This is a genomic window from Pseudomonas sp. HN8-3, assembly GCF_020790195.1.
Taxonomy (GTDB): domain Bacteria; phylum Pseudomonadota; class Gammaproteobacteria; order Pseudomonadales; family Pseudomonadaceae; genus Aquipseudomonas; species Aquipseudomonas synxantha_A.
The window spans coordinates 2880652-2899475 of record NZ_CP086206.1; the positions used below are offsets into that span (position 1 = coordinate 2880652).

The window sequence follows — 18824 nt, forward strand, 5'->3', positions numbered from 1 at the left end:
ACAGGGCCTGGATGTTTTTTTTGCCGGTAGCCTTTAATTCAAACCCAGCTTGCCGCGCAGCATCGACAAGTCTTCAGCCAGGGTGTTGACCGGGCCTACCAGGGCCTTGCGGTCGTTGTCCTTGACCTTGTCGTAGGTTTCAAAGCCGCCATCCTGGGTCTTGTACTTGGCCAGGATCTTGTCCACGGTGGCGAAGTTTTTATCGACCTTGGCCAGGAACGCCTGGTCCTGCTGCCCGATCTGGCCACGGAACAGATCGACGATTTTCTTTGCACCGTCGATGTTGCCCTGGAAGTCATACAGGTCGGTATGGCTGTAGCGGTCTTCTTCGCCGGAGATCTTGGTGGCGGCGACTTCCTCCAACAGCGCCGCAGCGCCGCCGACGACTTTTTCCGGCGGGAAGGTCAGGCCATCGACCCGCGTCTTGAGATCGTTCACATCGGTATTGAGCTTGGCGGTCAGTGCTTCCAGGCCCTTGGTCGAGTTTTGCGCGAACAGCGCGTATTCAATCCGGTGAAAGCCGGTGAAGTCTTCGGCCGTCACACCTTTTTCATGGTCATCGACACGCGAATCGATGGACGCGTCGAGGTCGCTGAACAGCTCGGCGATCGGCTCGATGGCCTCATAGTGCACGCGGGTCGGCGCATAGAGCTTCTTGGCGGTGGCCAGGTCACCTTTATTGATGGCGTTGGTAAACGCCTGGGTCTGGGTGACCAGTTCGCCGATTTCCTCGGTAACGTAGATCTTGTAGTCCGATACCGGGCCTACCAGGTCGAGCGGCGCGGTAGCGGCGAAGGCAGCCAGCGGCGCAAGGCTCATTAACAACGACAACGCGATAGACGACTTCTTCATGGGGGCATTCCGCTCTGGTGTGTTTCAGGTCTTGGCAGGGGGGGTTGAGTGGGTTGCAGCAAGCAGCGTGCGCCCGATGAAATCCTCAGGGCCGGTGACCCCTGGCAAAGTGAAAAAATACCCGCCGCCGACCGGCTTGAGGTATTCCTCCAGAGGCTCGCCGTTGAGCCGCGTTTGCACGCTGATAAAGCCTTTCTCCAGGTCAGCCTGATAGCAGATGAACAACAGGCCCATGTCCAGCTGACCGTTTTTGTTGACGCCGTTGGAGTAGTTGAACGGCCGCCGCAGGATCAGGTTGGCCTGGGTCTGCGGGGTGCGCGGGTTGGCCAGGCGGATGTGCGCATCAAGCTTGGTCAACTTGCCATGCGGGTCTTTGCTGTAGTCCGGCACCTGGGTTTCATGCTGGCCATCCATGGGGGCGCCGGTGGGTTTGACGCGGCCGATGATGCTTTCCTGTTCTTGCAGTGGGGTGCGATCCCAGCGCTCGACAAAGTTGCGGATGATACGCACGGCCTGGTAACTGCCATGGGCCGCCCAGGCGGGTTCGTCGCTGCTCGGTTGCACCCAGACGATCTGGTCCATGGCCTTGGCATCGTTGGAGTCGGGGTTGGCCGAACCGTCGCGAAAACCCAGGAAGTTACGCGCACTCTGCGCCGGTTCGCCGGGCTTGGCCGGGGCCTGGGGCGGCACGCTGCCTTCTTGTTTCCAGCGCACCAGCAGCAAGTCAGGCAGGTTTTTCACGATATCGCGCAGGGCGTGGATGTTGGTATCGGGCGTGTTGGAACTGAACTGCAGGCTCAGGTCGCCGTGGCACTGCGCCGGCTCCAGTGCATCGTTGGGGAAACCCACCATGCGGATCAGGCGCTTGGGCTTGACGGCACTGAGGCCGAAGCGCTCATCGAACAACGATTCGCCGATCGACACGGTGATGGTCAGGTTATCTGGGGTAACCACCGGGCCAAGGATGCCGGAGTCGGTGGGTGGCAGTTTCGGGTCGACCTGCGGCACGGTGCCGCCGCTCATCAGGAACGCGATACGCTCGTTCAGGGTGCGGAACAAACGTTCGAGGTCCTCGCGGTCGCTGGCCAGTACGTCGAAGGCCACCACCATGCCGCAGGCCGGGCGCGGGGTGACAATGCCGCTCTGATGCTGACCGAAAAAAGCCTGGTGGTCGTGGGTCTTGTCGCTGCGCGGAGCGCTGGTGACTTGCTCGGCCGCTGCGGCCATGGCCGGGCAGGTCAAGGTGCTGCCGGCGATGACCGCGCCGGTGGCCGCCATGCCCAGCAGGACGCGGCGACGCGCAAGGTTTAGCTGTTCTGAATCACTCATGTATGCGTTCGTCTCACTGCAGGCCGGAAAGGCCAAGGGCGGGGTCGATTCCATCGAGTGCGGCGGCCAGTGCCTTGGCCTTGTCGGCGATCTGCTGGCGCTGATCGGCGGTGATGCTGTCGTACGTGCTGTAGGTATTGCCGACTTTGAATGCAGCGAGTTCGGCGTCGAAGGCATTCAGCGCGCTGTCGATATCGGTCAGCAAGCCGGCTGCGGACTTGCCCAGCAGCGGGCGCATCAAGTCGACCACTTTACGAGCGACGTCCAGGTTGGCGGCAAAGCCGTTCAGATCGATATGGCTGTAGCGCTCCTCTTCACCACTGCGGGCACGTACATCCGCCAGGCTGTTGAGGTTGCGTACCACAATGCTCACCAGTTGCTCTGGGGGCAGCGATTGCGCCAGCAACTGTTGCTTGAGCTTGGTGACGTCGGCCACCAGGCGTTGCGCGACCGGCGCCAGGCCGTCGAGACTGTGTTGCTGGAACAGGCTGTATTCGAGGCGATGGAAGCCGCTGAAGGCCGGGTCCTGCTCGCGCTTTTCAAAGTAGTCGGCGCGGGCGTTGATTGCGTTATCCAATTCGGCCAGGCGTTGAGAGGCAGGCGCCAGGCGCTGATACGCCTCACGGGCCGGCACATACAGGGCCTGCGCCTGGGCCAGATCACCGGCGTCGATAGCCTGTTGCAGCGCCGTCACCGCCTTGATCAGTGCACCGCTCTGGCCGCTCAAGTACACACGGAACTCCGACAACGGGCCGATAAACGCCACCATCGACGGCTTGGCCTTGGCCTGGGCGTCGGACTCCGTGGTGGGGGTGACATGCAAGGTGCCACGCGGGTTGCTCAACAGGCCACAGGTGATGGCGTAGTCACCGGGCAACAGGTTGGCGTTGATCACCTGGCTCAGGCCAGGGGCAATGTTTTCCCGTTCCTCGACCACCAGCACACCGTCGAGGATTTCCCACTCCACCGCACGGTCGGAGCGGTTGATGATACGAAAGCTTGCGCGCCCGGCCGGCACGGTGAGGGCGCTGGGCTCGCAGGCGTGGCTGTGAATCGTGACTGCGATTTCATTGTGGTTGGTCTGGCGCTTGGTCGCGGCCAATTGCGAGGCGTAGTAGAACAGGCCACCGGCGGCGATCATCACCACCACCGAGCCGGCCACACCCCAGCGCAAGGCGCGGGATGGCGGGGCCGATTGAGGGGTTGGGTTGGACAAGAGACGGTCCTTACTGGCTGGAAACGGAAGAAGTCGTGGCGACAGGCTTGGCGGGGGCCGAGGGCAGGAAGAACATCACCAGGGCCACCACCAGGTAAATCACATAGGCACCCAGGGTGCTGACGGTCGGCGCCTCCTGATAACCGAACATGCCGGCCAGTACCGAGCCCAACGGGCTATCCATGGGCAGCGCAGCGCTGAAATCGAACAGCACGGTTTGCCAGTGGTTCCACACACCGGCCTCATGCAGGGCTTGCACCGAATTGGCGAGAATGCCGGCCGCCACTACAAGGATGAACAGGCCGGTCCAGCGGAAAAACGCGCCGAGGTTCAGGCGCATGCTGCCGGAATAGATGAGGAAACCGACGACGATGGCCAGGATCAGGCCGAGCAGGGCACCTATCGGCGCGCCCATACCTTCGCTCTGCTGAAACACCGCCAGCAGAAAGAACACCGTCTCCAGCCCTTCGCGGGCCACGGCAAAAAACACCATGGCGATCAGCGCAAATACCTGGTGCCTGGAGCCGGTCAGGGCATGGTCGAGGGACTCATGCAGAGCGTGTTTGATTGACCGCGCCACTTTGCGCATCCAGAACACCATGGAACTGAGGATGCCCACTGCGACAAGCCCTACGATCCCTTCGAACAATTCCTGCTGCTTTTGCGGAAATTCAGCGCTGACCAACTCAAGGCCGCCACCGACCAGCAAGGCCAGGGCAGCGGCAAGGAATACGCCGATCCACACGGCGGGCATCCATTGACCACGCCCGGTCTGTTGCAAGTAACTGGCGATGATGCCAACGATCAAGGCGGCTTCAATGCCTTCGCGCAGCATGATTAAAAAAGGAACGAGCATCGGGCACCAGGGCGTAACTAGTTAGGAAGCTAAGTTGTAACATAATGATACTCATTGCTAAACAAGAAATATTGACCTTTGCTGAACGAGGGCTGAACAGTGGTGGCGAAGCGCGACCGCCCTTATGATGCAGGCCACCTGGTTTTCAGTCGGATAACTCAACATCCCATGTCGGAAAAAGACACCATCTCCATCCACCTTGTGCGCGAAGCGCTGTTGCAGAGCTGTGCGCCTGGTGCGGCCACTGTCGAGGCATTGAGCAAAGTCGGGATTGACCCTGCGTTGCTTGAGCAGCCCAATGCCCGTGTCCCGGCCACGGCCTATGCGCGCCTTTGGCGTTTGCTGGCGCGGCGCAGGGATGACGAGTTTTTTGGCATGGACCCGCGCGCACTCAAATCCGGTAGCCTGGCGTTTCTGTGTCGCGCCGCCATGGCGCAACCGAGTCTGGCGGCGGGCCTGGAAACCGGCCTGGGGTTTCTGTCGTTGATGCTGGAGCACATGCCGGCACAGTTGGTTCGCCAACAGAGCCTGGCGGAGATCGTCCTGCTCGAACCCGATGAGCCCAAGCGTGCGTTCACGTATTTCACTTATTGGATGATCGTCCACGGCGTTGCGTGCTGGCTGGCGGGGCGTCGCATCCCGATCCTGGCCATTGAGCTGCGTTGCGCGCAGCCGGACTTCTGTGACGATTACCAGGTAATGTTTTCCGACAACCTGCGCTTTGATCGACCTCGTACCCGCATGATCTTTTCTGCCGACTGCCTGGACCTGCCGATCAAACGCAGTCAGCAGGAGCTCCAACGTTTTCTGGCCCATGCACCCGCTAACATCCTGGTCAAATACCGCGACCCTGAAAGCCTCGCCACGCGCATCAAGCACGACCTTCGGCAGATGCCTCCCGACACCTGGCCGGAAACGGAGGGCCTTGCCGCCAGGCTATGTATTTCTGCGTCCACCCTGCGTCGGCGCCTGGCGGAAGAGGGGCAGACTTATCAGGGCCTCAAAGACAGTGTGCGCAAAGAACTGGCGATTGTGTGGTTGGCTGAACCGCAGATCAGCTTTGCCGAGATTGCCACGCGGCTGGGGTTTGCCGATGCGAGTTCGTTCTACAAGGCGTTTCGCAAGTGGGCGGGGTCGAATCCGGGGCATTATCGGAGTTTGATTTTGAGCGACTCGAGTCGGTTCTAACCTTCGTTATGCGCAAGTAAGACATTTCTTACTCATTCCTTCACCCCAGTATGACAGAACGCTCCTTCGATATTTTAGGACGCGGCCGGCATATTTGGCGCTTGATTTCGTGCACTGTAAGCAACGTGTTCCTACCCGCATTAGTGGGTGCTTGATATCTGCTGGGCTGATATCGAGTGTCATGTGCTGGCAGCCGTTGCTTAACTGCGAGGTGCGCTTATGGGGAAATAAAAGATCAGATATTTCGAGTGGGTATTTATTTACTATTTTCTGATTTGAGGTGAGATCATGAAAGGTCTTATTGCGTTGCCGTGTCTCGCGTTAATGCTTTTGTCTGCTCAGGTGTCGGCCTTGTGTCTGTATATAAGTGATAGCTATAGCGGGCTTTTGCCACCTGGTGTCGAAACGACTGTGTATGGCCCGTTCATAATAACTTCCGCGAATGGATGTGCGGGTGCGACTATTGATGCCTCAGCTTCCACGGGAGGAGGGCGGGCGCCACAGTTGATTATCCAAAAGCAGTTGGGAGCCTCTTGGCAATCTGTTGCGACAAGCTTTGGGAGCAGCGCTTCATACTCTGGATCGTTTGGTACCTATCGAGTCGCTATGTTCAATTCCGACCCTGATGTGAAATCCTACTCAGGCACCGCCAAATACGGCCGCTGAAGGCCTGCAATGGCAGTGCGTTAAGATCCTCCTTAGCGCACTGCCCAAACGACTTGGATTCAAGCTTGCTCATGAATCTTTAAATCACTTCTGGAAGAGTTGACGAAGTAGGTCAATGCGCCTATCGCGTGATTGGCATCTATCATCCCACGCCGCCACCTCAAAGTATCTTCTTTCACGTCTGCAGGATTATTTTCAAGGAAATCATTGTAGTCCTCAAGCCGCTCATTAAACAAAGCGATGGCGTTGAATTTGACGTCTGTTTCTGTAGGAAGACCATCTGCACCACTCGCCAAATTGCCTTCGGCGAATATTACAAATGCATGTATATCTATCATTTCATCGTCGAATAATCGTCGTGCTACTTTTCTGAGGTCATCTGAGCTTATGGCTGTCATGTCAAAGCCCTTTAAATATTCTTTCAGGTCGGCGATTTTTTTTGTTTCACCAAGATTTAGTGTGTCAGCTGCTACGGACTCCTCAGTGATTGTGAATTTATTCGTTATTTGTTCAGGATTTTTAATAACGTAAGCGTTGGTTGCCTTGGTATGCCTCATCTGCTCAGCAGTCAACATGATAGCCATGTCGCCTTCCTCCATTAGTAAGTGGCACTTGGTTGTCGACACGTGCGCCAATTACTTTAACGTGGGTGTACCGCTTGCCTACATGAAAATGCACTGTTGTTTCTGAAGTATTAAAACCTGGAAGCCAGGTATAGCGCAGTACTAGGACATTACCTACGAAGGACTTCTTAATTGGCTTACAGAAATAACGTTCAATATTTTAGGAAGTCCTGACAAAAAAAAGCCCCGCGACCGAATGGAACGCAGGGCTAAAAATTGGCTGGATGCGACCAACCAAAGGAGCTCTTTACATCACTTGTTGCTGGCCACCACTGCATCCGGTTGCCAGCCACCACCCAACGCCTTGTAGATCGCCACAATGCCGCGATACAGATCCACTTCGGCCTGGGCCTGGGAGTCCTCTGCGGCCAGGCGTTCGCGTTGGGCGTCGAGCAGTACCAGGAAGTCCACGGTGCCTTCGCGGTAGCGGATCGCGGCGAGGTCGGCGGCGGCGCGGCTGGATTCGCTTTGGCGGATCAGAGACACCAGGCGTTGCTGACGCTTGCCGTAATCGCTGAAGGCGTTCTCGGACTCTTCCAGGGCCAGCAGCACTTGCTGCTCGTAGGTTGCCAGGGCGCCGTCGGCCTCGGCATTCGCACCGCGCAAACGCGCACGCACACTGCCCAGGTCAAACGCGGCCCAGGTAATGCTTGGGCCCAGGGACCAGGCATTCGCTGCAGCCGAGCCGATCTGCGAACCACGTCCGGCGGTAAAGCCGAGGAAGCCGCTGAGGCTGACCCGTGGGAACAGGTCGGCCTTGGCCACGCCGATACGCGCGGTGGCGGCGGCCAGCTTGCGTTCGGCGCTGAGGATGTCCGGGCGCCGTTGCAGCAATTGCCCCGGGTCGCCAATCGGCAGGGCCTTGGCGATTGCCGGCAGGTCTTTGGGGCTAAGGTCCACGCTCAGTTTGTCGGGGCGCTGGCCGAGGAGGGTGGCGATGCGATTGCGCTCGCGCACTTGTTCGGCTTGCAGCTGCGGCACGCTGGCTTCCACCGCCGCCAGGCGTGCGTCGGCACGCTCGACGTCGAGTTGATCACCCACGCCGGCATCGCGCAGGCTGACGGTGATGGTGCGTGATTCCTGCTGGTTCTTCAGGTTGTCCAGGGCGATGCGTTCACGCAGTTGCGCCCCGCGCAGTTGGCCATAGGCATCCACCAGTTCAGCGATCATGGTGACTTGCAGTTGGTACAGGTCGGCTTCGGCCACCTGTTGGTCAGCGTCGCTGGCTTCCAGGTTGCGGCGGATGCGCCCGAACAAATCCACTTCCCAGGCCATGTCCAGGCCCAGGTCATAGCGCTCGCTGTTGACACGCTTGGTAGTCTGGCCGGGAATCTGGCCCTTGCCCACATCGCTGCTGGCGCGGGAGGTGACCACTGGCATGATGTCGTTGGCCGCGTCGTCACGGATAGCCCGTGCTGCCCGCAGGCGGGCAAAGGCTACGCGCAAATCACGGTTGCCGCTCAGCGACTGGGTTACCAGCTGGTTGAGCGTCGGGTCTTCGAACTGCTGCCACCAGATGCCTTCGTACTTGGCATGGTCGTAGCTTTTGCTGTCGGCGGCGGCCGTGATGTTGGCCGCCTCCAGTTGCTGGGTCTTGTAGTCCGGGCCTACGGCACAGGCGGCGAGCGCCAGTACCAGCAAGCTCGGCAGGAATACTTTCACACTCATTGCTGTGTCTCCAGCTTCAAGGCCTTGGCCGCTTTGCGCGCTTCCTGGCGCTCAACATAGCGACGGATCAGTACGTAGAACACTGGCGTCAGCAACAGACCGAAGAAGGTCACACCAATCATCCCGGAGAACACCGCCACACCCATGGCATGGCGCATCTCGGCACCCGCACCGCTGGACAATACCAACGGCACCACACCCATGATGAACGCGAACGAGGTCATCAGGATCGGCCGCAGACGCAGGCGGCAGGCTTCCAGTACCGCGGCCAGCGGGTCGAGGCCCTCCGCTTGTTTATCCTTGGCAAACTCGACGATCAGGATCGCGTTCTTGCAGGCCAGGCCCACCAGTACGATCAGGCCGATCTGGGTGAAGATGTTGTTGTCGCCGCCCGAGATGATCACACCGGTAATGGCCGACAGCAGCGTCATCGGTACGATCAGGATCACCGCCAGCGGCAGGCTCCAGCTTTCGTATTGGGCGGCCAGTACCAGGAATGCCAGCAGCACGCAGAGCGGGAACACGAACAGCGCGGTATTGCCCGAGAGGATTTGCTGATAGGTCAGGTCAGTCCACTCATAGGTCATGCCGTTGGGCAGTTCATCCTTCAACAGCTTTTCAATCGCAGCCTGGGCCTGGCCGGAGCTGTAGCCCGGTGCGGCGTTGCCGTTGATTTCAGCGGTGATAAAGCCGTTGTAGTGCATCACGCGGTCCGGGCCCGAGGTGTCGCTGACCTTGATAAAGGTCGCCAGGGGGATCATCTCGCCTTTGTTGTTGCGCACTTTCAGCTGGCCGATCTGGTCGGAGTCCTGACGGAACTGCTGCTCGGCCTGCACGTTGACCTGGTAGGTACGCCCGAAGCGGTTGAAGTCGTTGGCATACAACGAACCCAGGTAGACCTGCAGCGTGTCGAAGATGTCGCTGATCGCCACGCCGTGGGTCTTGGCCTTTTCGCGGTCGATGGCGGCGTCGACTTGCGGCACGTTCACTGTGTAGCTGGTGAACAGGCCGAACAGTTCAGGCACGCTGTGACTCTTGGCAATGACGTTCTGGACTTCTTTGTACAGCTCGTCGTAGCCGAGGTTGCTACGGTCTTCGATCTGCAGGCGAAACCCGCCGATGGTGCCCAGGCCCTGTACCGGTGGCGGCGGGAAGATCGCCATGTACGCTTCTTCAATGTTGGCGTATTGGCCATTCAACGCCCCGGCAATCGCCCCGGCCGACATGCTCGCGTCTTTACGCTCATCGAAGGGCTTCAAGGTCACAAACACGATGCCGCTGTTCGGGCTGTTGGTGAAGCCGTTGATCGACAGGCCCGGGAAGGCAATCGCGGCCTCCACGCCGGGCTGTTTAAGGGCGATCTCCGACATGCGCTTCATCACGTTTTCGGTGCGGTCCAGGCTTGCAGCGTCGGGCAGTTGGGCGAAGGCCACCAGGTATTGCTTGTCCTGGGCCGGTACGAAACCGGTCGGGGTGTGAGCAAACCCGAAGAACGTCAGCACCATCAGCCCGGCGTATACGAACAGGGCGATACCACTGCCGCGAATCACTCGGCGTACGGTACCCACGTAGCCATGGCTGGCCTTTTCGAAAAAGCGGTTGAAGGGACGGAATAGCCAGCCACCGAAGAGCTTGTCGAGGAACTTCGAGAAGCGATCCTTCGGCGCATCGTGACCGCGCAACAACACGGCGGCCAGGGCAGGGGACAGCGTCAGCGAGTTAAACGCCGAGATCACGGTCGAGATCGCGATGGTCAACGCGAACTGCTTGTAGAACTGCCCGGTCAAGCCACTGATAAAAGCGGCTGGAATGAATACCGCACACAGCACCAGCGCTGTAGCGATGATCGGGCCGGTAACTTCGCTCATGGCTTTTTCGGTGGCCGGGAACGGCTCCAGGCCCAGTTCGATATTGCGCTCGACGTTCTCCACCACCACGATCGCGTCATCCACCACGATACCGATGGCCAGTACCAGGCCGAACAATGACAGGGCGTTGAGCGAGAATCCGAACAGGTGCATCACCGCAAACGTACCGATCAAGGATACCGGCACCGCCACCAACGGAATGATCGAGGCGCGCCAGGTCTGCAGGAACAGAATCACCACCAGCACCACAAGGATCAGCGCTTCGAACAGTGTGTGCACCACCGCTTCGATAGAGCCGCGTACAAAAATGGTCGGGTCATAGGCAATGCGGTAATCCATGCCCGCCGGGAAACTCTTTTTCAGCTCGGCCATCTTGCTGCGCACATCGTTGGAGATGTCGATGGCATTGGAGCCGGGGCGCTGGAAGATCGGAATCGCAACGGCCGGCTGGTTATCGATCAACGAGCGCAGCGCGTATTGGCTGGAGCCCAGCTCGACCCGGGCGATGTCTTTGAGGCGCGTGATTTCACCGTTGGCGCCGGCACGAATCACGATGTTCTCGAACTCTTCCTCGGTGACCAGGCGGCCTTGGGTATTGACCGACAACTGGAAGCTGGTGTCACTCGGCGCAGGCTGAGCGCCCAGGGCACCGGCAGCCACCTGGCGGTTCTGCTCGCGGATCGCCGTGACCACATCGGTGGCGGTCAGGTTGCGCGAGGCGGTCTTGTTCGGATCCAGCCATACGCGCAGGGAGTAGTCACCCATGCCGAACAGCTGCACATCGCCGACGCCACCCAAACGGGCCAGTTCGTCCTTGATGTTGAGGATCGCGTAGTTGGACAGGTACAGCATGTCGTAACGCTGATCCGGGGAGGTCAAGTGCACCACCATGGTCAGGTCGGGGGAAGCCTTGTCCACGGTGATACCGATGCGTGTCACTTCCTCAGGCAGCTTTGGCTGAGTCCGCGTCACACGGTTTTGCACTTGCACCTGCGCGTTGTCCAGGTCGGTGCCCAGGGCGAAGGTGATAGTCAGGGTCAGCTTACCGTCGGCGGTGGACTGCGAGGACATGTACAGCATGTTCTCGACACCCGTGATGGCCTGCTCCAGCGGTGCGGCCACGGTTTCGCCGATGACTTTGGGGTTGGCACCCGGGAAGTTGGCGCGTACCACCACAGTCGGCGGCACTACTTCCGGGTATTCGCTGATCGGCAGTTGGAACAGCGAGATTGCACCCGCGATCAGGATCAACAGCGACAGCACCGCTGCGAAGATCGGCCGCGAAATGAAGAACTTGGAAAAATTCATCTTGAGTCTTATCCCTTAACCGCGTGGAGTCGCAGTGCTGGCGAGCTTGGGCGCGGTCGTTTCCGGCGCCACTTGCTCCAGGTTGCTGGCTTCAAGCGCTTGTCGTTGTTGGGCCAAGGCGGCGAGGGTTTCCTTGCTGGCCATCGGAATGGTTTCCGGCGCGACCGGTGAGCCGGGGCGCACACGCTGCAGGCCCTTGACGATCACGGTGTCGTCCTTGGTCAGGCCGCTGCGTACGATGCGCAAGCCTTCGATCTTGGGCCCCAATTCCACCGCGCGGTAAGCCGGCTTGTCGCCGTCCATCACCAGCACAAACTTCTTGCCCAGGTCGGTACCGACGGCTTCATCGTTGATCAGCACGGCGGAGTAGGTGCCGCTGCCGACCAGCTTCAAGCGCGCATACAGGCCAGGGGTGTATTCGCCCTTGCTGTTGTCAAACACCGCACGGCCACGGATGGTGCCGGTGGACGGGTTGACCTGGTTGTCGACGAAGTTCATCTGGCCCAGGTGCGGGTTGCCGGTTTCGTTGGACAGGCCCAGATACACCGGGGTGGTTGCGCCGCGACGGCCTTCACGGGCCAGTTCGGTGTACTTGAGGAACACACGCTCGTCGGCGTCGAAGTAGGCGTAGACCTTGTCGGTGGACACCACACTGGTCAGCGCAGTGGTGTCGGCGGTCACCAGGTTGCCGGCGGTGATTTCGGCACGGCTGACGCGGCCGCTGATCGGTGAAGTGACACGGGTAAAGCTCAAGTTCAGGCGGGCCAGGTCCAACTGCGCCTGGATCCCGGCCATGGCGGCGCGGGCCTCCTGGGCGGCGGTGGTGCGCGAGTCGGCCAGTTCAGCGGAGATCGCATTGCTCTGGCGCAGGCGTTCGCCGCGTTGCGCTTCGTTTTCGCTGCGGGTGGCGGCGGCTTTGGTCTGTGCAAGCTGGGCTTCCAGGCGGCGCACTTCGGCCTGGAACGGGCGCGGGTCGATCTGGAACAGCAGGTCGCCTTTCTTGACCAAAGCGCCTTCAGTAAAAGCGACCTGGTCAATCTGGCCGGACACCCGAGGACGAATTTGCACGGTTTCCGGGGCTTCCAGCCGTCCGGTAAATTCGTCCCACTCGTTGACCGGCTGTTCCAGTACCTTGGCCACGCTGACCTTGGCTGGGGGCATGGCGGCCGCTTGTTCGGGAGACTTGCCGCACGCGCTCATCACCACCACGGCCAGAATCGCCAGGGGGAAGCGCAAAAGTTTGAGTGACTGTTCCATGAGGTGCATCCGCCAATGTATTTGAGATGGGCGGATCATGCGCGGCGGGGTGCTATGTCACGAATCGAATGAAGCAAAGGTAACTATCATTAGGAATGATATAAGAGGGGAGCCAGCCCTCTAGCATGGGGGTTTCGTTAGGGAGCTATCAATAGCCTTGATGACAAAAGACTGTTGCCTAAGGTGCATCGAATGCTTCACCCAGAAAATCGATCAAGGCGCGCACCGACGGCATCAGCCCGCGCCGGGATGGAAATACCGCCGTGATAACGCCTTGCACGGGCTGCCACTCAGGCAGCAAGACAACCAGACGCCCCTCGGCGACATCCTCCTTGACCACCACCCATGGCAGGTTGGCGATGCCTACTCCCGCCAGTGTCGCGTTTTTCAAAGTCGGCACATCATCGCTGACCAGGCGCGGCGTGTGCTGGATCTGCGTCGTCGCGCCATCCTGGCCGGTCAGCTCCCACACGTACTGAATCATCAGGTTGCCCCAGTGCACGGTGGGCAGCCCGGCAAGGTCGGCGGGTTGCGAGGGCAGGGCATAGTCCTGCAAAAAAGCCGCGCTCGCCACCAGCACCTGAGTACTTTTACCGAGCAGTTTCATCACCAGTTCACTGCTTTCCAGGGGTGGGAAACACAGGCTCAAGGCAAGGTCATAACCCTCGGCAATCACATCGACCTTACGGTTGAAGCTCTTCACATTCAGTTCGACGTTGCCGCATTGCGCCATGAATTGAGCCAGCATCGGCGCCACCCAATAGTTGAGCAGCGCGGTGGTGCAACTCAGGCGAATCAAGCCGCGAGGTTCTGATTTGTTGAAGGCCACCACATCTTCTGCCGACTCGGCCTCGGCAATCATCGCCACACAATGTCGATAATAAGCCTGGCCGATATCGGTAACCTGGAACTGGCGCGTCGAACGCTGTATCAGCCGCGCTCCAAGCCTTGCCTCAAGCTGACCGACCCTGCGACTCAGGGTCGACTTGGGCAGGTTCAACGCTCGACCCGCCGCCGCAAAGCCGCCGTGCTCGACCACCTTGGCGTAAAGGAAGAGTTCGTTCAGGTCGAACATGGGCAGTGTTCCATTTTTGAGATGCCCCCAGCTTAATCCAACTCAGGCCCTACGTTGAGCGAATGTCAGCGCTTTCATCCGTGCGTCAGTTCAGTGTACGGCTGACCTCACGCAGGCGCGCGTCGCTCAGGTTGCCGGTGGACGCCAACAGGTGCAACTGGGCCATCAGGATCGCATAGCGTTGTTGGGCCAGGCGTTGTTGGGTATCGGTGACTTTCTGTTGGGCATCCAGTACGTCGGTGTTGATGCGGGAACCGGCTTCGAAGCCGTGGGTCACGGCGGCGAGGTTGATCTGGCTGGAGTTCAAGGCCTGCTTGAGTGCCTGATATTGGCTCATGCCGTTGGTGACTTGCAGGTAGGCCTGACGGGCCTTCATCCCGGCGTTGCGGCGTGCGTCTTCGACTTCGTCCGCTGCCTTGCTTTGCAATGCATGGGCTTCGCGCACGCGACTGCTGGTGCGGCCACCGCTGTAGAGCGGAACGCTCAGTTTGACCCCGACCACGGTCTGGTTATAGCGATTTTCCGGTAACGTAACATCGTATACATCACCGCCGACAGAGGCGAAGCGGCCATGGGCGGCGATCAGATCAAGGGTGGGCAAATGGCCGGCCCGTTCCTTGTCGATGTCCATTTCGGCCAGGCGCTGGGCAATCTGCGCCGCCTGTACGGCGAGGTTGCCTTGTTGCGCGGTCGTGGCCCAATCATCGATGACAGCGGGCACCGGGGCACTGAACTGCGGCTCTTTGCCTGACCACGGCCCCACCTGTGCGGCAGTCAATTGGGTGAGTGTTTCGTTGGCGATGTCCAATGCACCACGGGCGGCAATCTGTTCGGCGAATGCCTGGTCGTATTTGGCCTGAACCTGCGCGAGCGCGTTAGCGGTGGTAGCCCCGTCGGCCAGCAGTCGCTGGCTACGCGTCTGGCTCTGGCGCAGGGTTTGTAGCTGTTGTGTGCGGGTGCTCAACAGTTCCTGATTGAGCAGCACGTCGAAATAAGCGCGGGCAACGCGCAGCATCAGCGCTTGGCGCGCCTGTTCAGTGTGCAGTTCACTGGCACTGATCAACAGTTTGCTTTGGTCGTGGGCGATCACATTCTGCCAACGCAGCAGCGGCTGTGTGAGGACCACCGCGTAGGCGTTGGTGTTATTGCGATTGCGATGATAATCGGAAGAGTCCTCGGCATCGACCCAGGCCGCGCCGCCGGTGACAGACAGGTCTGGCAGCAGGTTGGCACGGCTTTGCGGTTCCTTTTCTGCCGTGGCCAATTGCTGGGCCTGTGCGGCGGCGAACTGCATGTCGTGGGTCAGTGCCTTCTGGTACAGGTGGTACAAGTCATTTGCCGATACCTGGGTGGGCGCGCAGGCGAGTGCCAGCCAATACAGAGGCATGAGCAGGGGGGCGGTGTTGAGATGCAGGCCTGGAATACGCAAGGGGTGTGCTCCACTTAAAGATTTATCGACTGATGTGGCTTCTGCGCATCATCAGCACCATGGGAATACCAATGGCCATTACCGCTCCCAAGGTGCCGAACAGCATGCTGAACGCCAGCATTTGCCCTTGTTCGCGTGTTTGCATGTAGGGCATCAGGGCCAGGGCTTGTTGATGGCTCGCCAGGCCCAGGGAAAGAAACAGCGGGTCGGTTTCCACACCTCCCCAGCCACTGGCAACCAGACTCGATTCGGTGACATGTTCGGAAAGCAGGCGGTAGCGTTCCCACGAGAACCGTGTGAGCAGGGTGGCTGCGATGGCGATACCCACGCTGCCCCCCAACTGGCGCATCAGGTTGAGTACGCCCGAAGCACCGGAGATCAATGTCAGCGGCAGGCGGCGCATCGCCAGGTTGGTCAGCGGCACGAAGATCATGCCCAGGCCCAGGCCGCGGATCACCAAGGGCCAGTACAGCGTGTCCGGGTTGCTGTCGAGGGTGAACTGGGTGTGCAGGAACATGGCATAGCAGTACATGACAATGCCCAGCGTGACGAACACGCGCTCGTCGATCTTGTTTTCCTGGGACAGCTTGCCGATCACCAAGGTGCTGATGGCGCTGGCCACTGCCCCGGGGAAAATCACCAGCCCGCTCTGGTAAGCGCTCTGCGCCAGTAAGGTCTGCAAGAACAGCGGCACCATGAACAACGTGCTGTACAGCCCGAAGCCCACACAAAATGCACAGATGCATCCCATCAGGAACTCGCGATTCTGGAACAGTGCGACGTTGACGATTGGGTTGGCCACACGCCGCTCCCACCAGAAGAAGCCCACCAGGCTGAAGCTGCTGAGCAACAGGCAGGCTACGGTCCAGTTGGACGCCATCCAGTCCCAGTGTTCGCCGCGCTCCAGCAGGATCTGCAGGCTGCCGACGCCCAGAGCCAGCAAGCAGAAGCCGCTGTAGTCGACGCTGGAAGGTTTTTGTTCGTTGGGCGAGTCGTTGATACACAGCCAGCACAGCAACAAGGCCACGGCACCGATCGGCAAGTTGATCAAGAAGATCCAGTGCCACGACAAGGTGTCGATCAGGTAGCCGCCGACGGTCGGGCCGAGGGTTGGCCCCATCATCACCCCCACGCCGTACAACGCCATGCCGCTGCTGACTTTTTCCTTGGGGAACACGTCGTAGATGATGGCCTGGGAAATGCCCAGCAACCCGCCGCCCGCCAGGCCTTGCAGCACCCGAAACGCGACCAGTTGCCAGAGTTCGGCAGACATCGCGCAACCCAACGATGCCAGTACGAACAGCGCAGTAGAGACCAGGTAATAAGTACGCCGGCCGAACCACGCCGATAGCCAGCCACTGACCGGAAGAATCACCACGTTGGCCACCACATAACCGGTGGAGACCCAGGAGATTTCATCCACCGACGCCCCGTAGGTGCCCATCAGACTGGGAATCGCGACGTTGACGATGGTGACATCGAGCAGCTCCATCATCGAGACCAGCGTGACGGTAAACGCAATCAGGTAGGGCGACCTCATAGCGTCTGGCCGGCGTCGTCAGGTGCGGCCACTTCGACGAACGCGCTCATGCCCGGGCTCAACAGCGACTTGTAGTCATCCGGCACAGCGTTGAGCGCGATGCGCACCTGCACGCGCTGCACCACTTTGGTGAAGTTGCCCGTGGCATTCTCCTGGGGCAGCAATGAGAACTTCGCCCCGGTAGCCGGTGCCAGGCTTTCGACGACGCCGTCGAAGGCGTGCCCGGGGAAGGCGTCCACGGTAACTCGGGCATTCTGGCCGACGCGCACGCGGCCGACCTGGGTCTCCTTGAAGTTGGCGGTAATCCACAGCGGTTCGGTGGCGATCAGGCTCATGAGCTTTTGGCCGGCGACCACAAACTGGCCAGGCTCCACTTCTTTTTTCGAGACAATGCTGCGCAACGGCGCGGTCTGGCGGGTGTCGTTGAGCTGGATCCTGGATTGTTCCAGCTCAGCTTGCGCGGCCGCGATCCGATAGTCCTGCACCTTGAGTTCGGCCTTGTTGGCCAAGGTGCTTTGGGCCGCGGCCTGGGCGTTGCTGCGCGCTACCCCCTGGGCATGGCTGAGGGCATCGAAACGCGCCTTGGCCACTTCCTGGTCCTGGGTGCTCAGCACGCCTTGAGCGCCGAGGCGACGGGCACGCTGGTAGTCGTTACGCGCTTGCTCAAGGTTGGCGCTCGCTTGAGCCAGGGCCGCTTGCGCGGCCTCGCGCATGGCCACTGCACCGAGCACCTGGCTGTCCAGCGCCCCCGGCACGCCTGCGCGCCCGGCGGCGGCGAGCAGCGCTTGCCACTGTGCTTCGCGCTGCTGCAGCTGGTAGCGGTATTCACTGTCGCGGATCTGAAACAGCAGGTCGCCGCTTTGTACCGTGACGTTGTCCACCACCGGCACACTGATCACCACGCCCGAGAGCTTGGCCCGTACCGGGATGATCACCCCGTCGAGTTCGGCGTTGTCGGTACTCACGTAGGTGCTGGAATACTGCCAGCGCTGCCAGCCCAGTATCAGCAACCCGCCGACCACGACGCCGCACAGCGTCAGTTTTATCAACTTGCCTTTGGTCATGTGGTACTCCCTGTCGATGCACGTTGAGGTCAAGCAGGCTCAGAAACGGTGTGGACCTCCCGCGCAGGACGGCTCACCGTCGGCTGAGCCTTGTCCAGCAGGAACTGATGCACGCCATTCCACAGGTCAATCCGTGAGTTGATTGCGGTTTTCGCACTCTCGACCATGTGCAGGTGTTGCGCGGGGCTGGTGACGATTTCGGCGATGATGCGTTTGGCCGCCGGGCCGTGATCGTCACCATCCATCTCGATGTGGCGCTTCAAGTAATACGTGAGCATCGGTACCTCGCTTTCACTGACCGACCATTGCGACAGCAGGCGACCAAACATGTCGGGGATAATGTCTTCACGCCCGAAGAAGAAGTACGCCAGGACCGCTTCGGTGCTGCCGTGTTGCGCAATATCGAGGGTCTGGCACATGAACACTTTGGCCGCCGTTGGAATCTCTCCGTGGTTGAGCGCCTTGGCCAGCGGAACCTTGGCCTGGATAGCGGCCAGGAAGCGGCGGAATACGCTGCTGTCGGCGCCGATTTCATCCATGGCCGCGAGGTACAGGTCCAGGTGGCTGATAAAACCGCCCTCGGGATGCTCGTCGGTCTCTTCACCGACCACGATTTCGTTGATCAGGCGGGCGGCGGTGATGTGTACCGGCGGTACCCAGGGCAACTCCACGCAGGTGAGGTCGCGCTGGATACGCTTGAGCAAGGTCATGAAGTCCCAGACGGCGAACACGTGAAATTCCATCAGGGTGCGCACGTCTTCTACGGTGCGGATACTGGCGAACAAGGGGTGACTGAACAGCTGCTCGCGCTCGGTTTCAATGTGGCTATCGATATCAAAAGGCATGCGTGCTCCTGCGGCCTGAAGGGTCAGGCAGAAAATCCAG

14 protein-coding genes are annotated in these 18824 nt (G+C 60.0%); 1 reads left to right on the forward strand and 13 read right to left on the reverse strand.

What is annotated here, in order from left to right; all coding sequences use genetic code 11:
- Positions 1–33: 33 nt before the first annotated feature.
- The 4 genes from efeO (LJX92_RS12650) to efeU are packed head-to-tail and all read right to left on the reverse strand — an operon-like array spanning position 34 to position 4253.
- Positions 34–852, reverse strand: a complete 819-nt coding sequence (gene efeO / locus LJX92_RS12650; RefSeq protein ID WP_078821413.1) for an iron uptake system protein EfeO — start codon at positions 850–852, stop codon at positions 34–36.
- A 24-nt stretch (positions 853–876) separates the two neighbouring features.
- Positions 877–2181, reverse strand: a complete 1305-nt coding sequence (gene efeB / locus LJX92_RS12655; protein ID WP_228309844.1) for an iron uptake transporter deferrochelatase/peroxidase subunit — start codon at positions 2179–2181, stop codon at positions 877–879.
- 13 nt (positions 2182–2194) lie between these two features.
- Positions 2195–3397: an iron uptake system protein EfeO gene (efeO, locus tag LJX92_RS12660; RefSeq protein WP_228309845.1), complete on the reverse strand. Its 1203-nt coding sequence runs from the start codon at positions 3395–3397 to the stop codon at positions 2195–2197.
- Between the two features lie 10 nt (positions 3398–3407).
- Positions 3408–4253, reverse strand: a complete 846-nt coding sequence (gene efeU / locus LJX92_RS12665) for an iron uptake transporter permease EfeU (protein ID WP_032875131.1) — start codon at positions 4251–4253, stop codon at positions 3408–3410.
- A gap of 168 nt (positions 4254–4421) precedes the next feature.
- On the opposite strand from efeU, the gene LJX92_RS12670 reads away from it, so the two are divergent.
- Positions 4422–5441 carry an AraC family transcriptional regulator gene (locus tag LJX92_RS12670; RefSeq protein WP_228309846.1) on the forward strand — a complete coding sequence of 340 codons (1020 nt, stop codon included), beginning with the start codon at positions 4422–4424 and terminating at the stop codon, positions 5439–5441.
- A gap of 725 nt (positions 5442–6166) precedes the next feature.
- Here the strand turns inward: LJX92_RS12670 and LJX92_RS12675 are convergent.
- From LJX92_RS12675 to LJX92_RS12715, 9 genes are all read right to left on the reverse strand, one after another.
- On the reverse strand, positions 6167–6691 hold the full coding sequence (locus LJX92_RS12675) for a hypothetical protein (RefSeq protein WP_032875136.1): 525 nt from the start codon (positions 6689–6691) through the stop codon (positions 6167–6169).
- 291 nt (positions 6692–6982) lie between these two features.
- Positions 6983–8398 (reverse strand): efflux transporter outer membrane subunit, encoded by a 1416-nt coding sequence (locus tag LJX92_RS12680; protein WP_122734224.1) that lies wholly within the window; start codon positions 8396–8398, stop codon positions 6983–6985.
- Positions 8395–11574 carry an efflux RND transporter permease subunit gene (locus LJX92_RS12685; protein WP_148853190.1) on the reverse strand — a complete coding sequence of 1060 codons (3180 nt, stop codon included), beginning with the start codon at positions 11572–11574 and terminating at the stop codon, positions 8395–8397. Before LJX92_RS12685 ends, LJX92_RS12680 begins: the two co-directional genes overlap by 4 nt.
- Positions 11575–11589: 15 nt before the next feature.
- Positions 11590–12831, reverse strand: a complete 1242-nt coding sequence (gene mexE / locus LJX92_RS12690) for a multidrug efflux RND transporter periplasmic adaptor subunit MexE (RefSeq protein WP_078821430.1) — start codon at positions 12829–12831, stop codon at positions 11590–11592.
- Between the two features lie 178 nt (positions 12832–13009).
- The gene (locus tag LJX92_RS12695; protein ID WP_032875145.1) at positions 13010–13906 is read right to left on the reverse strand and encodes a LysR substrate-binding domain-containing protein; all 897 of its coding nucleotides are present in this window, start codon (positions 13904–13906) and stop codon (positions 13010–13012) included.
- Between the two features lie 85 nt (positions 13907–13991).
- On the reverse strand, positions 13992–15335 hold the full coding sequence (locus LJX92_RS12700; RefSeq protein ID WP_228309847.1) for a TolC family outer membrane protein: 1344 nt from the start codon (positions 15333–15335) through the stop codon (positions 13992–13994).
- A gap of 22 nt (positions 15336–15357) precedes the next feature.
- Positions 15358–16875, reverse strand: coding sequence for a DHA2 family efflux MFS transporter permease subunit (locus LJX92_RS12705; protein WP_228309848.1), 1518 nt, complete (start codon positions 16873–16875; stop codon positions 15358–15360).
- Complete coding sequence (locus tag LJX92_RS12710) at positions 16872–17939, reverse strand: HlyD family secretion protein (RefSeq protein ID WP_032875154.1); 1068 nt, start codon at positions 17937–17939, stop codon at positions 16872–16874. Before LJX92_RS12710 ends, LJX92_RS12705 begins: the two co-directional genes overlap by 4 nt.
- Before the next feature lie 29 nt (positions 17940–17968).
- Positions 17969–18784 (reverse strand): DUF3050 domain-containing protein, encoded by an 816-nt coding sequence (locus LJX92_RS12715; RefSeq protein WP_032875157.1) that lies wholly within the window; start codon positions 18782–18784, stop codon positions 17969–17971.
- Positions 18785–18824 lie beyond the last annotated feature (40 nt).